The sequence below is a fragment of the Thalassospira australica genome, assembly GCF_044790785.1.
GTDB classification, from domain to species: domain Bacteria; phylum Pseudomonadota; class Alphaproteobacteria; order Rhodospirillales; family Thalassospiraceae; genus Thalassospira; species Thalassospira australica_A.
The window spans coordinates 140,404-155,000 of the sequence record NZ_CP085258.1 but is presented as its reverse complement, the minus strand read 5'-3'; the positions used below and the strand labels follow the sequence as shown (position 1 = coordinate 155,000).

Annotated in this window: 15 protein-coding genes and 1 riboswitch (1 of these 16 running past the window's edge); of the genes, 7 read left to right on the top strand and 8 right to left on the bottom strand. The window is 54.0% G+C overall.

The genetic code is table 11. From position 1 onward, the window contains the following. Positions 1 to 429 carry the 3' portion of a glycerophosphodiester phosphodiesterase family protein gene (locus tag LG297_RS00725; RefSeq protein WP_404424155.1) on the top strand. Its footprint begins 327 nt before the window's first position, so the window shows 429 of its 756 coding nt (coding positions 328-756); the start codon falls outside the window, past its left edge; the stop codon is at positions 427 to 429. A gap of 108 nt (positions 430 to 537) precedes the next feature. Next, positions 538 to 1,974, top strand: coding sequence for an MATE family efflux transporter (locus tag LG297_RS00720; protein WP_404424153.1), 1,437 nt, complete (start codon positions 538 to 540; stop codon positions 1,972 to 1,974). A gap of 79 nt (positions 1,975 to 2,053) precedes the next feature. Here the strand turns inward: LG297_RS00720 and LG297_RS00715 are convergent, their stop codons facing one another. Both LG297_RS00715 and LG297_RS00710 read right to left on the bottom strand, forming a co-directional pair. Continuing rightward, positions 2,054 to 3,316 (bottom strand): hypothetical protein, encoded by a 1,263-nt coding sequence (locus tag LG297_RS00715; protein WP_404424151.1) that lies wholly within the window; start codon positions 3,314 to 3,316, stop codon positions 2,054 to 2,056. A gap of 120 nt (positions 3,317 to 3,436) precedes the next feature. Beyond that, the gene (locus tag LG297_RS00710; RefSeq protein ID WP_404424149.1) at positions 3,437 to 4,396 is read right to left on the bottom strand and encodes a helix-turn-helix transcriptional regulator; all 960 of its coding nucleotides are present in this window, start codon (positions 4,394 to 4,396) and stop codon (positions 3,437 to 3,439) included. 136 nt (positions 4,397 to 4,532) lie between these two features. On the opposite strand from LG297_RS00710, the gene LG297_RS00705 reads away from it, so the two are divergent. Then, the gene (locus LG297_RS00705; protein ID WP_404424147.1) at positions 4,533 to 5,117 is read left to right on the top strand and encodes a low molecular weight protein-tyrosine-phosphatase; all 585 of its coding nucleotides are present in this window, start codon (positions 4,533 to 4,535) and stop codon (positions 5,115 to 5,117) included. A gap of 3 nt (positions 5,118 to 5,120) precedes the next feature. After that, positions 5,121 to 5,990, top strand: a complete 870-nt coding sequence (locus LG297_RS00700; RefSeq protein ID WP_404424145.1) for a fructosamine kinase family protein — start codon at positions 5,121 to 5,123, stop codon at positions 5,988 to 5,990. A 261-nt stretch (positions 5,991 to 6,251) separates the two neighbouring features. Here the strand turns inward: LG297_RS00700 and folE are convergent, their stop codons facing one another. From folE to metZ, 3 genes are all read right to left on the bottom strand, one after another. After that, on the bottom strand, positions 6,252 to 6,842 hold the full coding sequence (gene folE / locus LG297_RS00695) for a GTP cyclohydrolase I FolE (protein WP_404424143.1): 591 nt from the start codon (positions 6,840 to 6,842) through the stop codon (positions 6,252 to 6,254). Between the two features lie 69 nt (positions 6,843 to 6,911). Next, positions 6,912 to 7,304 (bottom strand): Co2+/Mg2+ efflux protein ApaG, encoded by a 393-nt coding sequence (gene apaG / locus LG297_RS00690; protein ID WP_404424141.1) that lies wholly within the window; start codon positions 7,302 to 7,304, stop codon positions 6,912 to 6,914. 214 nt (positions 7,305 to 7,518) lie between these two features. Continuing rightward, entirely contained in the window at positions 7,519 to 8,721 is a 1,203-nt protein-coding gene (gene metZ, locus LG297_RS00685; protein WP_404424139.1) for an O-succinylhomoserine sulfhydrylase, read from the bottom strand. Positions 8,722 to 8,798: 77 nt separating this feature from the next. Next, a riboswitch (SAM riboswitch) is annotated at positions 8,799 to 8,873 on the bottom strand. Positions 8,874 to 9,088: 215 nt separating this feature from the next. Here metZ and LG297_RS00680 point away from each other — a divergent pair. The 3 genes from LG297_RS00680 to LG297_RS00670 all read left to right on the top strand — a co-directional run bounded on the left by LG297_RS00680 (position 9,089) and on the right by LG297_RS00670 (position 12,830). Then, the gene (locus tag LG297_RS00680) at positions 9,089 to 9,880 is read left to right on the top strand and encodes a TVP38/TMEM64 family protein (protein ID WP_404424137.1); all 792 of its coding nucleotides are present in this window, start codon (positions 9,089 to 9,091) and stop codon (positions 9,878 to 9,880) included. Beyond that, positions 9,877 to 11,304: a dihydrolipoyl dehydrogenase family protein gene (locus LG297_RS00675; protein WP_404424135.1), complete on the top strand. Its 1,428-nt coding sequence runs from the start codon at positions 9,877 to 9,879 to the stop codon at positions 11,302 to 11,304. The genes LG297_RS00680 and LG297_RS00675 overlap by 4 nt, the downstream gene beginning before the upstream one ends. Before the next feature lie 68 nt (positions 11,305 to 11,372). Next, entirely contained in the window at positions 11,373 to 12,830 is a 1,458-nt protein-coding gene (locus LG297_RS00670; RefSeq protein ID WP_404424133.1) for an ATP-binding protein, read from the top strand. A gap of 183 nt (positions 12,831 to 13,013) precedes the next feature. Here the strand turns inward: LG297_RS00670 and LG297_RS00665 are convergent, their stop codons facing one another. From LG297_RS00665 to LG297_RS00655, 3 genes are read right to left on the bottom strand one after another with little or no spacing between them, the layout of a single operon-like run. After that, entirely contained in the window at positions 13,014 to 13,619 is a 606-nt protein-coding gene (locus LG297_RS00665) for a DNA-3-methyladenine glycosylase I (protein ID WP_404424131.1), read from the bottom strand. 30 nt (positions 13,620 to 13,649) lie between these two features. Beyond that, complete coding sequence (locus LG297_RS00660) at positions 13,650 to 13,937, bottom strand: YciI family protein (protein ID WP_404424129.1); 288 nt, start codon at positions 13,935 to 13,937, stop codon at positions 13,650 to 13,652. Between the two features lie 36 nt (positions 13,938 to 13,973). Next, positions 13,974 to 14,555 carry a TetR/AcrR family transcriptional regulator gene (locus LG297_RS00655; protein ID WP_404424127.1) on the bottom strand — a complete coding sequence of 194 codons (582 nt, stop codon included), beginning with the start codon at positions 14,553 to 14,555 and terminating at the stop codon, positions 13,974 to 13,976. Between the last annotated feature and the right edge of the window lie 42 nt (positions 14,556 to 14,597).

The window sequence follows — 14,597 nt, the reverse complement described above, 5'->3', positions numbered from 1 at the left end:
AATCTTGAAATCAAGCCATCAGGCTGCGATCCGGTGCGCCTGTGTCAGGAAGTCGCCAAAGAACTGGGGCGCGCAAAAAAAATCCCGATCCTGCTGTCGAGCTTCGATGATATCGCGGTTGCCGAAATCAGGCGGCTTTTGCCTGACATGCCCTGCGGCTGGTTGCTTGAAACCCTGCCCGATGATTGGCGTAAAGAATATGCCACCCTGGGCGCAAGTGCGATTCACATTGATCACAAGGCGCTTGATCGCGACATGGCGGCTGAAATCGTTGCCGCCAACGTTCCGCTGGTCTGTTATACGATTAACGCACCAGATCGTGCGCATGAACTGTTTGGCTGGGGAGTCACATCGGTCATCACCGATGACCCCGCCCGGATGATTGCCGCCATCCCGCACCATCCGAACCCGAAGGGTCACAAAGTGTAAACCACCGGACCCAATATCAAGACAAAAAATGCGGCAGGTCCGCCATCCGCCATTGCACTGCCACCGCAATGACTGCCGCACAAGAACAAGACCGAGGAAACAGGAACAATGACAATTGCCCCGCCTGGTGCCCCACCCGGTGCATTGCCCGATAATTCACAAGGTTTACCACCAGATATCCCGCCTGTACCGCTTTACCCGCATAACCGGGTCCGGCGGCATTTGAGCGAACTGTTCCGTCTGGCCCTGCCGGTAGTGATTGCACGGCTAGGCATGCTGATCATGGCCGTCGTCGATACGATCATTGTCGGCAATTACGATAGCGCCAGTTTGGCCTATCTGAATATTGCACATGCGCCTTTCACCTCGTTAATGGTGACGGGTATCGGTCTTTTGACCGGAGTAATGATTCTGACCTCGCATTCGGTCGGGCGCAAAAATCCGCGCGAAGCCGGTCAGATATGGCGGGCCTGCATGCCCTATGCCCTTCTGATCAGCATTGCCTTCATGATTCTGACCTGGAAGTCGGACTGGCTGTTTATGGCCACCGGTCAACCCGAAGAAATCACGCGCCATGCAGGCGAACTTGCGATCATCCTGTCGATCGGAATGCCAGGCGCGCTGATCTATATTACCTGCGCCTTTTTCCTTGAGGGCCTGCAGCGACCGTTGCCGGGCATGATCATGATGATCGGGGCTAACGCGGTCAATCTGGTGCTTGACTATGCACTGGTTTACGGCGCATTCGGTTTCCCCGAAATGGGGGCCGAGGGGGCAGCATGGACATCGACCGTGATTCGCTGGTTCATGGCGCTAAGCCTTTTGGGATATATCCTTTTGATGCGCAGCCATAAGGATTATGGCCTTCGAGAGGGCTTCGCCGGTTGGTGGCATCATTCGCGCGATGCACGCCATATGGGTTATGCCGCCGGGGCAAGTCAGGGCATGGAAACCAGCGCCTTTGCCGCCATGCAGTTGTTTGCCGGACGACTTGGCGTAATTGCCGCCGCAAGTTACGGCATCACCATGACCATGCTGGCATTGATGTTCATGGTCGCCCTTGGCCTGGCGTCAGCAACATCGGTTCGGGTCGGCATTGCGTATGGCAGGCGGGACCGACCGGATATGGCATTGGCCGGATGGATCGGGCTTTTGACGACAATGGCCGTGATGCTGTTGCTTAGTACGCCGCTTTATTTCTTTCCGGGACTGGTCGCGCATCTGTTCAGCCAGGACACCACCGTGATTGCCACGACGGCCGGTTTGCTGATCCTGATGCCGATCATTTTCCCAACCGACGGCGGGCAGAATGCCGCAATCAGCGCCCTGCGCGGTGCCGGGGACAAATGGGTTCCCACCATCCTGCATCTGGTGTCTTATCTGTGTGTGATGATCCCGGCCGGTTATTATCTGACCTTTGTCGTAGGCTTGGGGGTTTCGGGCCTGTTCTGGGGGATTGTCATTGCAAGCCTTGTGGCGGTCAGCGGCCTTGCCATCCGCTTTGCGATTGTTTCAAGCCGCCCGATCAAAGCCTATCAGCAATAGACAGGTCACATCCCCGGTGACGAGGGTCCGCCAGACATCCTGGCGGACCTTTTCTTTTGCGCCCCGGCAAAACGGCATCCTATGACCGTGCCGCATCAAGTTTGAGACGCGGCATCAGAAGGTCGCAGAATGGCAGAACCAACGTATCAAATGCAGATGCCGCGCGCGCCGCATCAATGCGGATAATATGCTGTTCGATATCACGCCGGGTCGCGAATTCACCCAGCGGAGAAAGTTCGGGCAGTGCTTCTGCAAGGGTTTCGTAAAATGCGACCTGATCATCGCGCACGGTCCCGACGGCTAGATTGCCCAGATGATTATAAAGCGCCATCGCGAGGAACCATCGGCAATAGGGCATCAACCCCTGCAGAATTTCGTCCCGTTGTTGCGGCTGAACATATTGCTGCAGATCAGGATCTAGCCAGACGGCATTCTGCACACCGGCAATAAAGGCATTGCGAAGGGCTGGATTGTTATCATTAAAAAATACTGTTGCAAGCCAGCCAGAAAGATTGTCAAGCGCGAGACGGCGTGCTTTCGGGCTGACATCGCGGCTGAAATCGAGGGCCGGCATCGGTGGCTGGCCAGGCATCGCAAGGGTTGCAATCGCAGGATCGATCAGGGCATTAGCAAGCCATGCCTGATGCCAGATTTGCATTGGCCGGAAATAAGGTTCTTTTTCCACGCCACCGGCTTCAATCCAGCTTTCGAGCAAATGGGCCCGTCCGAGCGATATACCAATACGAAGGGCATCCTCAAGCCCCATCCCACCGCGCAGGAACGGATCGCCCAGCATATCTTCGAGTAAAGGCAAGGAGGCCATCACATGATCGGACCGAAGGCCCGCGCCAATCGGCTGGTAAAAACCGGCAGCATCCCTATGGCCAATCAGCCCGCGGACATGTTTGCCAAACGTTCCCCAGAAGGTCAGCCGAACCGGTTCGGAGCGCTTGCGCCAAAGCGGGCGGGTCGCATGCCAGCTTTCGGTTTCGACCTCGTTTATCGCTATTGCCGCCGAAATCCGTGATAGGGGCTTGGCAATGGCGGCATCAAGTTCATCGATTGTTCCGGCATGCGCCACCGAAAGCCGCCAACCGGGCTTTTCATGCGGATGACGATCCAGCCACAAATACCCAAAACCGTTTGATCCGCCACGTTCGGCTGCCGGAGCGACCAGATCGAAAAACAGAGCGATCGGTGCGGGAATTTCGGGAATACCATGATCATCAAGCGGATCACCGACCTGCCATGTCCGGATCATCACATCGTCTGCATCGGGACGATCATGGAAAAAACGCGGCAGAAAGCCGGCATACTGGTCGCTTGCGGATGTATCGGTCATGAAAGGCCTCGGATCTGGGCGGCGGCATTGGCGCAACGGTTCACATTACCCGTTTTATCGGGAATGATTGCCTGCCTGCTGATACCCAAGGAAGCCGGGCCGGTCAATTGTAACGGCACATCAGGCCCGGGTCAGGCCCGCATGACCCAAAGTAGCTTCGCGGTAAACCGAGGGCGGCATACCAACCAGACGACGAAAATCGCGACTGAAATGGGCATTATCGGTAAAACCGCACCAGAAACCGATTTCCCCGACCGTCAGGCTGGTGCCATTAAGCAAACGACAGGCTTCGCGTACCCGCACCAGACGCAGAAGATCGGAAAAGCGGCTATTGGCCTGTTGCAGACGGCGTTGCAATGTCCGACCGGATGTATCAAGCGCAGTTGCGACATCATCAATCGTCCAGCTGCGCCCGATATCGTGTTCCAGCACCGCGCAAAGCTTTTGCACCACCGGGCGACTGGCCCCGATGGTTGGTGCCGTGCCCGGCATATTGGCCATGAAAGGATAGCCTGACGAGATCGCGACATAGCTTTGCCAGTTAATGCGAAAACGCAAGGCACGACCGGCAAAGTCGAGCTTTTTGACCAGCTTGCCATTGCGGATCACCGGAATGGCCGGGCCGTGGCTGGGCAGAATGACGCTGCTGACATTTTCCACACCAACGGCCTCAAGCAACCCGACCATGAAACCATGAACCAAAAGGTTTTCAACGCGGGCCGGCGGCTGGCCGCGTACGGCACCGCGATGCAGCATCAACGATTTCCCGGTCGCCTGATAATCAGTACGGTTGCGAGCATGGGAATAACCTTCGAGCCGGTGCCAGCGATCCGCGATCAGTTCAGGTGTCATTCCCTGACGCAGCATGGTCAGGACCGGTTGCTGTTCCTTAAGTGCAAGATGGCGCCCCAACCGGACCAGAACCGACGATCCATTGGTTTCTTCAAGGGTCAGCATGATACTGCGCAGGCGCGCACTGGTGATCACCGTGCCTTCGGGCACAAGATCGTAGCCCTTCGGCAACCAAGCGAGTTGCCGGATCAGGGCGATATGCAAACCGAAAGAAACGAATTCCTGCATCAACAATCACATTGTGAAATCATAATTTGGCGCGATCATACAAACATATGACCCGGCTGTCAGCTTACCGCAGAAAATGTAACGAAGCTGTTACATAGATCACATTTCACCTTTGCTATGCGCATTTCATAAAGCCATGGCCAAGCAACGTTTCAACCGGGCCCTGCGCACCATTGCGCAGACAGGAATGAATGTGCCAGTCTGTGTACATTCTGAATGCCCCTCCACAACTGAAAGCGACATCGTGATCAAGGTCCTGTTTGTTTGTACCGGCAATATTTGTCGTTCGCCTACAGCCGACGGCATTTTCAGCACCATGGTCAGCAAGGCCGGACTGAGCGCGCATATTCAAGTCGATAGCTGCGGGCTTTCGGGTTATCACGCAGGCGAACAAGCCGACCCGCGATCACGCGAAATTGCAACCAGCCGGGGATATGATCTTTCGACAATTCGTGCGCGCAAAATCCGCCCGGACGATTATAGCGATTTTGATTATATCCTTGCGATGGACGAGGGACATCTGGCCGATATGCAGCGTCAGTCGCCGGCACAATATCGCGCAAAGCTTGCACTGTTTCTGGATCACCACCCGAATCGCAAAGGGCAGAGCGTTCCCGATCCCTATTACGGCGGGGCGAACGGTTTTGTCAGTGTGTTTGACATGATCGAGGAAACGTCAAATGCCCTTTTGGCCAGTATTCGTGCCAGGCACGGAATTTGAGCCATGAGACCGGATCAGGTTGCACAAACTATTGCAGATATCAGCGGTAGCGACGTCGCAACCCTCCGGCCGCTATCGGGCGGTTGTGTGGCCGATGTGATGCAGGCCGTTCTGCGCGATGGTCGCAGACTCGTCGTCAAACAGAGTGGAAAGGCCGACCTTGCGATTGAAGGACGGATGCTGACGTATCTGAGTGAATATTCGCCCATTCCCTGTCCAGCGGTTTTACATGCCGAACCCGAGTTGCTGGTCATGGTTTTCATTGAAAATGATGGCCACATGAACGGCGAGGTTCAACGCGATCTGGCGGTGCTACTGGCCCGACAGCATCAGGTCACGCAGGATCAGGTCACGCAGGATCAGTTCGGGCTGGCATTCGACACATTGATTGGCGGGCTGCATCAGCCAAATAATCGCGAAGATGACTGGATTCGGTTTTTTCGTGACCACCGCCTGCTTTATATGGCGGAACTCGCCGTTCGGCGCCAAAAGCTTCCGGTTCATATGATGCCACGGATCGAAAATCTTGCTGCGAAACTTGACGATCTTTTACCGTCAGAAACCACGCCATCCCTGTTGCACGGTGATATGTGGGGCGGAAATATCCTGTGTCGGAAGGGACGGATCGCCGGGCTTGTTGACCCGGCCATCTATTATGGCGACCGGGAGATCGAACTTGCCTTTGGTACTTTGTTTGGCGATCTGACATCCACATTCTTTGATGCATATTCAGAAATTTCACCAATTCTACCGGGATTTTTTCAAGAACGGCGTGATCTTTATAATCTTTATCCGGTTTTGGTGCATGTTTGCCTTTTTGGCGGATCATATGTCGGATCGGCGGACCGTATTCTGACCCGATTTGGGGTATGAAAACTCAAACTCACGAAAGAAACAGGCTTATGAAAACCGCGATATTTATTGGTGCGATCATCCTTGCCCCCGGCCAGCAGCATTGTTGTAGTCGCTTACGAGAGGGCAACAGGTGTGGTGAACGAATGCATGGACGATATGAAAATTATCGGCAGGCAGGTCAAATTCATGGTGTTCAACTGACCTAAAACAGCTCCCTGCCCCGGATATTCAAAAGACCGCCCCTAAGAGCGGCCTTGAAATTTCGGGGCTACGGACGGTCTAGCGACCGATCATGGCAAAGAATTCACGCCGGGTAATCGGATCGTCACGGAACGCACCAAGCATACGGCTCGTCACCATTGAAACACCGGTTTTGTGAACGCCACGCGTGCTCATGCATTGATGATTGGCGTCAATCACCACCGCAACACCCAACGGATCAAGTTCTTCCTGAATGGTGTTGGCAACCTGTGCTGTCATCTTTTCCTGTATCTGCAGGCGTTTGGCATAAACTTCGACCACACGGGCCAGTTTCGAAATGCCAACAACACGGCGACGCGGCAGGTAGGCGACATGCGCCACACCGATGATCGGGACCATGTGGTGTTCGCAATAGGACTCGACCCTGATATCGCGCAGCACAACCATTTCGTCATAACCGTCGGTTTCTTCGAAGGTCCGGCGCAAAATATCTGCGGGGTCCTGTTGATAGCCTGCGAAAAATTCGCCGTAAGACCGTACGACACGATCAGGTGTACCCCGCAATCCTTCACGATCAGGATCATCCCCCGCCCAACGAAGCAGGGTACGGACGGCTTCTTCTGCTTCCTCGCGCGACGGACGTTTAACGGCGCTGGTTTCGCTGCACATATGGTTTCCTCTTTATAACTCTGTCCTGTGGGGTCATGTGCTCCCGACCCTGAATTCTTCTCAGTTAGCCTAGTTAACGGTACGCTGGCTATGCGGACTGTCGAGCGAAAAGGCCGGAATTTCAATATCAAACCGGTTTCCGTCCATATCGGTCATTTCATAGGTCCCGACCATAAAACCGCTTGGTGTCGCCAGCGGTGCGCCGCTTGTGTAATTGAAACTTTCGCCGCTGGCCAGAACAGGCTGCTCGCCAACCACGCCCGATCCGCGAACTTCCTGTGTCGAGCCGCGGGAATCGGTGATGCGCCAATAACGGCTTAAAAGCTGCACGGTTCTGGGGCCCTGATTTTCGATGACAACCCGGTACGCCCAGACATAGCGATGGCTGTCCGGGTCCGACTGTTCGTCAAGAAACACCGGTTGCACGGATACTTTGATGTCACGGGTTACGGATGAGTACATGCAAAACTCCAGGCCAATTCTTATTCCGGTCCTTCTGCCAAGGGCGTTGCGCTGTTTTAGCAATGCTTGGGCCATATTTAGACAGTCAATGCCCCAAGTGCCAGATGCCTGTCATTAAATTGCGATCCCGATCACATAAATCACCGAAAAGCAAAAGGCGGTCCGTGCAGATTACGGACCGCCTGATCAGGGCGTTTAACGCATCTGCGATTTCTTATACGCGCAACGCTGCGCTCAGATCTTCTTTCAGGTCATCAATATCCTCTAACCCGACGGAGAGGCGCAGCATGCCTTCGGTAATCCCCATCGTGATTTTGTCTTCGGCCGGAACACGCTGATGGGTCGTGGTCCAAGGGTGGGTCGCAAGACTTTTCGCATCCCCAAGATTGTTCGAGATATCAATAAGCTGCAGGTTATCGAGCAACGAGAAAGCTGCAGATTTTCCACCGGCAAGCTCGATCGCAATCAATCCGCCGCCGCGGCCCGACATCTGTTTCATTGCCAGTTTGTGCTGCGGATGGCTTTCAAGCCCCGGATAAAGAACGCGCGACACCTGCGGCTGTTCCGAAAGGAACCCGGCAAGAGCCGTTGCATTGCGGATATGCTGATCGACACGCAGACCAAGTGTCTCTAGCCCTTTCAGGAGAATCCATGCGTTGAACGGGCTCATGCTGGGGCCGGTGTGGCGAAGGAAAGTGGTCAGGTGATTATCGTGCCATTCCTTGTCATTAAACAGGATTGCGCCACCAAGACAACGCCCCTGACCATCGATATGCTTGGTCGCGGAATAAACAACAATGTCCGCGCCCAGTTCCATCGGCTTTTGCAGAATCGGCGTGGCAAAGACGTTATCGACAACCACCCTCGCCCCGGCCTTGTGCGCCAGTTCGGCAACAAAGGCGATATCGATGACTTCAAGAGTCGGGTTTGACGGAGTTTCGATGAAAACCGCATCGGCCGGTTTGGACAGTGCCTTTTCCCATGCCGCATGATCGGTACCGTCAACCAGTTCGGTCTCAACGCCAAAACGCGGCAAAAGGGTTGTCAGGATAAATTCGCATGATCCGAAAAGTGCGCGCGAACCGACAACACGCCCACCGGCTTTGGTACAGGCAATCAAGGCATTCCAGACTGCCGACATACCCGATGCTGTCGCCCGGCAATGAGTCGCCCCTTCAAGCAGCGCCAGACGCTCTTCAAACATCGCAACGGTCGGATTGGCAAAACGGGAATAGACAAAGCGTTCCGGGCCGGTACCGTCAAAGGATGCTTCGGCCTCGGCGGCTGTGTCATACACATAGCCAGAATTCATAAAGATGGCTTCGGATGTTTCGTTAAACCCGCTGCGCGCCGTTCCGCCGCGAACTGAACGGGTGGCTGCTCGCCATTTATCGGAAGCCTTTTTTTCGGTCGTCATTCGTCTTGCTCCTATATGCCCGATCATGTCGGTATCGCCGGACACAAAAAAACCCTGACCGGCACGATGGGTCAGGGCCGAAGCCACGATTACCCTCTTTAGCGATTTTTTACGTGGCCGCAAGCCGGTCGACAAATCCCACGATGGCAGGAACGATACGACTTGGTTTCCCCAGCGTCAAGCACCACGCTAACCCGCAATTTTACGGATGACTTCCTCGACTGCTGCACGGTTGCTCGACGTCCCCTCACGCAATGGTGAAAGCAGTTCATAAGCATCAGGCGTTTTTTCCCTCTAATCTTCTCCCAAGACATGCAATCCTTTGTAAACGGCACGCGAACGCATGCCGTTAAAGATAGTAAAATCAATGACCAAGACACAAACAATGACTGCAGGCCACCCACCGCACGATGAAACCGACACCGCATCGCTCAAAGCAGCCAAAAGCCCGCTTTGGCGCAAACTTTTGCCGGTTTCGATCCTCATTGCCGGGCTTGTCCTGGCCTGGGTATCCGGTGCTGTGGATTATTTTTCGTTCGAAACCCTGCGGGAGAATCGCGAGATTCTTCAGGATTTTGTCACGGATAATCCGACCCTGAGCGTAATGGTTTTCATGGTGGTCTACGCGGTTGCAGTTGCCCTGTCGCTTCCTGTCGGGTCGCTTCTGACCATTGTTGGCGGGTTCCTGTTTGGCGCGTGGCTTGGCACCGCTTATATCGTGATTGCTGCAACTGTCGGCGCGACCGTGGTTTATCTGGCCACGCGATATGCCTTTTACGATTTGATGCACGCTAAGGCAGGCAATGCGATTCGCAAAATGGAAGCCGGATTTGCTGAAAATGCGTTTAGTTATCTGATGGTTCTGCGTCTGGTGCCGCTGTTTCCGTTCTGGCTGGTCAATCTGGTTCCGGCCTTGCTTGGGGTAAAGTTTCGATCCTTTGTTCTGGGAACGGCAATCGGCATTATTCCCGGGACGTTTGTTTATGTTTCGATTGGCGACGGATTGGGTGCACTGTTTGATCAGGGGAAGACACCTGACCTTGGCATCATTTTCGAACCCCGCATCCTGACACCGATCATCGGTCTTGCTGTTCTGGCGATGATCCCCGTGATCTATAAAAAGTTCCGTAACCGCAATGGCGGAGCAAACAGCCAATGAGCGAAGTGATCAAAACCGATATCTGTGTTATCGGCGCCGGATCGGGCGGGCTTTCTGTTGCCGCTGGTGCCGTGCAGATGGGGGCCAACATTGTCCTGATTGAAAAAGGAAAGATGGGGGGCGATTGCCTGAATACCGGATGCGTGCCTTCGAAGGCACTTCTGGCCGCAGGACATGCTGCCGAAAATGCCCGAACCACATCGCATTTCGGCATTTCCACCTGCCCGGTTTCGGTCAACTTTGCACATGCGATGGATCATGTGCATGCGGTGATTGCGGGGATTGCCCCACATGACTCGGTTGAACGGTTCGAAGACCTTGGCTGTACCGTCATTCAGGCCGAGGCACGCTTTACGGCTCCCGGCGAAGTGGTTGCCGGCGGCAAACGTATCCAGGCCAAACGGTTTGTCATCGCCACCGGGTCGCGGGCCGCCGTACCGCAGATTGAAGGAATTGATAATGTTGCATTTTTCACTAATGAAACGATTTTTGAAAACCGGACCTGCCCGGATCACCTGATCATTATCGGCGGGGGGCCCATTGGCCTTGAAATGGCGCAGGCGCACCGACAGCTTGGCGCGAAGGTCACCGTGATCGAAATGTTAACGATCCTGCCCAAGGACGATGCCGACCTTGTTTCCGTGGTTCGCGATGTGATCGAGGCGGCTGGCATCAGTCTGTATGAAAAGGTAAAAACCAGCCGGGTTGAAGCCAATGGCGACCAGATCCGCGTGATCATCGAGCGAGATGGTACGAAGATTACCATTGAAGGCAGCCACCTTCTGATCGCGACCGGACGCAAGCCGACGGTCGAGAATCTTGGGCTCGATGAAGCCGGGGTGGCATACAGCGCACGCGGGATCCAGGTCGATGAAAGGCTACGAACCAGCAACCGGAAAATTTTTGCCATCGGCGATGTCACCGGTGGCCTGCAATTCACCCATATGTCCGGATATGATGCGGGCATTGTCATTCGCAATGTGCTGTTCCGACTGCCTGCCAAGGTTGATTACAGTTCTGTTCCCTGGGTCACCTACACCAATCCGGAACTGGCACAGGTCGGTTTGAGTGAAACTGCAGCTCGCGAAAAATTTGGCGATGCGATCCGGGTGGTTACATGGAATTACGCTGAAAATGACCGGGCACGGGCAGAGGCCAAAACCGATGGCTTTATCAAGGTCGTTACCACGCCGAAGGGTAAAATCCTTGGTGCCGGGATTGTCGGGCATCAGGCAGGTGAACTGATCGGGGTTTGGGCGCTGGCGATATCGAAAAAAATGAAGATCGGCGCCATTGCCGGAATGATCGTGCCCTATCCAACCCTTGGCGAATTGTCCAAACGCGTTGCCGGGGCCTGGTACACGCCAAGTCTGTTTAGCGAAAAGACCCGCAAGATTGTCCGTTTCCTCCTGAAGCTCGGTTAATACATGGCAATCAGGCACAAGCTTCTGAAACGCTGTACATTTTTCCCGGTCTCTGGCTAACATTCGTCATGGAACGCCCACATCTCAAACTGCCTCCATGGGCCAAATCGCTGTCGGCACGCTTGCTCGTGCTGACAGTGGGCTTTGTTATGCTGGCCGAGATTTTTGTTTTCGCACCGTCTGTCGCGCGTTATCGGGTCGATTGGCTCAAGGCACATCTTGACTCCGGTTATCTCGCCGCCCTGGCACTTGAAGCAACACCCGATCAGATGATCCCCGACGATCTCGAAAAGGAATTGCTTTCCAATGCCGGGATCGAAGCAGTTATTTTGCGCCGCGATGGTCGCAAATTGCTGCTTCAGCGCGATGACATGCCCGCCAAAGTCGATCATGATGTCGATCTAACGATTTTTTCCATTCCAATGGCACTTTACGAAGGCCTTTCCACCCTGACCCAACCGCATGATCGGATGTTGCGCGTGGTCGGCATGCCCTCCATGGCCCCGGATTTCGAGATTGAAATACTGATCCATGAACAGGGACTTGCCGAAGACATGCGTAATTTCGGCTGGCGGGTACTGGGACTGTCGCTGGTGATTTCGTTCTTTACGGCCGGACTGGTTTATTTCGCCCTGAACCGGTTACTGGTGCGCCCTATGCGGACGCTGACCAGTGACATGATCCGTTTTCGTGAAAACCCTCAAGACAAGGGATCGGTAATTATCCCCGATGACCGCGATGATGAAATCGGCATTGCCCGGCACGAACTGGCAAATATGCAGCACGATTTGCAGGCGATGCTGAACCAGCGCCGTCGTCTTGCCGCTCTGGGCACAGCAGCAACCAAAATCAGCCATGATCTGCGCAATGCGCTGGCAACATCAATGCTGATGACAGAAAAACTCGCCCACAGCGAAGATCAGGAAGTCCGTGCTGTGGTGCCCCGCCTGTTATCGTCTATGGAACGTGCCGTTTATATCAGCGAACAAACTCTGTCCTTCGCCCGAGAAGCACCACCTGCCCTTGATATCGCGCGCTTTACACTGATCGAACTGATTGAAGAAGTGCGCGATCAGGTATTGCTGCAAAACGGAGATAAAAGCCTGCCCGCGTCGGATGTTTCCGACACGCCCAAGGAACATTGCAAAGCCAAAATCCGTATCGAACTGCCGGCCGAACTGATGATCGAAGCCGATTACGACCAGCTGTTTCGTGCCTTCAGCAACCTGATCCGCAATCCGCTGGATGCCGGGGCAACCGAAGTAACGATTCAATGCCACGCAGACAATCCGGAAAATACCAGCAAGTTTGTCGAGATTCTCATCATCGATAACGGCCCCGGCCTGCCCGAAAAGGCGATCAAGAACCTGTTTGTACCGTTTGCCGCAACCGGCAGAAAGGGCGGAACCGGTCTTGGGCTTGCCATCGCGCGTGAACTCATCCTTGCACATAAAGGTGATCTTCGCCTTCGTGCAACCGGACCGGATGGTGCTATTTTCTGCGTTACCCTGCCATTGATGGCGTAAAATTGCCGCGTGATATCAATGCCAGACACGGATAAATAGATTTTTCCTATCGAATTTAAATTTACATTCGATTTTACCAAGTCAATTTCATTTGGCATTGTTGGGTCAAGGCGATGCTGGACCGATATCCCGATCCCCGATCCGCTCCTGACCCAAGGTCTGGCATCGCCACCTTCCCTAAAATCACGGCCTTCGAAATTCCAGGCGTGCAGCATCGATTACCGGCCGCATAAAGCATCCTTCTGCGTGATCGTTAATCAATCCCATCGCCTGCATGAAGGCATAAACGGTTGTTGGACCAACAAATTTCCAGCCACGTTTTTTCAAATCTTTTGAAATTGCCACCGACGTATCGGACGTAGATGCCATTTGCGGTCGGCCAACAGAAGGCTCCTGCGGCTCGAACCGCCAGAAATAGGCAGCAAGCGATCCTTCTGCCTCCACCATTTCGCAGGCACGATTGGCGTTATTGATGACAGCTTCGATTTTGCCGCGATGGCGAATGATACCGCTATCCTGCAATAACCGTTCGACATCAGATGCTGTGAATTTCGCAATACGATTAAAATCGAAATCATCAAATGCCGCCCGGAAATTTTCCCGCTTGGCCAGAATGGTGCGCCAGCTTAGGCCTGACTGAAAGCCTTCCAGACAGATTTTTTCAAATAACCGGCGATCATCACCAACCGGAAAGCCCCATTCCCTATCGTGGTAAGCATCAAATTCCGGTGCCGCATCACACCATTTACAACGTGTTTTACCATCTGCGCTGATCGTTGTGGTCCCCATATTCGCCCCTCTTTTGTTGTTCCTGGAATGTCACGCCATCAGGAATTCCAAACGTTCATCCGCTCTGGCCGGGGTGATTTCAATGATCTCGGCCTCGACAATGTTCTCGGTAACAAACGGGTCTGCATTCACGCGCGCCGTCAGTTCCTCAAACGTTGTGTTATGGGCAAGGATTCCGCCACCGCGATTTGATTGAAGACTTCCGGCCACCAAAAACACATCATCGTCAAATCCCTGGTTGATCCATTGTTTATGGCCTTCCATGAACTGCGATACCTTTGCCCGGTTATCCGAAAACGTTAGTAAAATGGTGAACATTGATATTCTCCGAATGGCTTTCGTCCTGTATTTCCGTTAGGTACGGATTGGACAAGTCTGCGCATCCAGCCAGTCGCACATCTGATTGACTTCCTGCTGCACAAATTTTTCGTCGCCAAAAGCATTGGCAAGAACTGCAACACCCTGACTTCGGGCGAGCAAATGCATCGCCAGTTCATCCGATTTTTCCCCACAGCCAAGTCGTTCGAACTGGCGGCACAGCCAGATGCGAAAAAGAGTAAAAAGTCCCGCTGCATCACGCTGTGCAGCATGGTCAAGTTTTGCCAGTTCAGCAGAAAGTGTTCCGACCGGACATCCGTAACGCCGGATTTTTTCCCCGTTGACGATCAGAATATGGATGAAACTTCGAATACGGGCGGCCGGGTCTTCTCCTTCTGCCTCCCAATGATCAAGCATCTGTTTGGTATTGCCCAGACGCCGATTGATCACGGCATCAAGGATCTCGTCCTTGGTTTTGAAGTGATAGTAGAAATTTCCACGCGATATACCGACCTTGTCCGCAATATCGGCAAAGGAGGTTGGCTCGAACCCCTGTTGATAAAACAGCTGATCGGCGGCCTCGACAATCCTCTCCCGCGTACCTTGTTCCACAGCCATTCGTGTGCGTCCCTGTTGTTAGTACCTGAAACCGCATTAGGA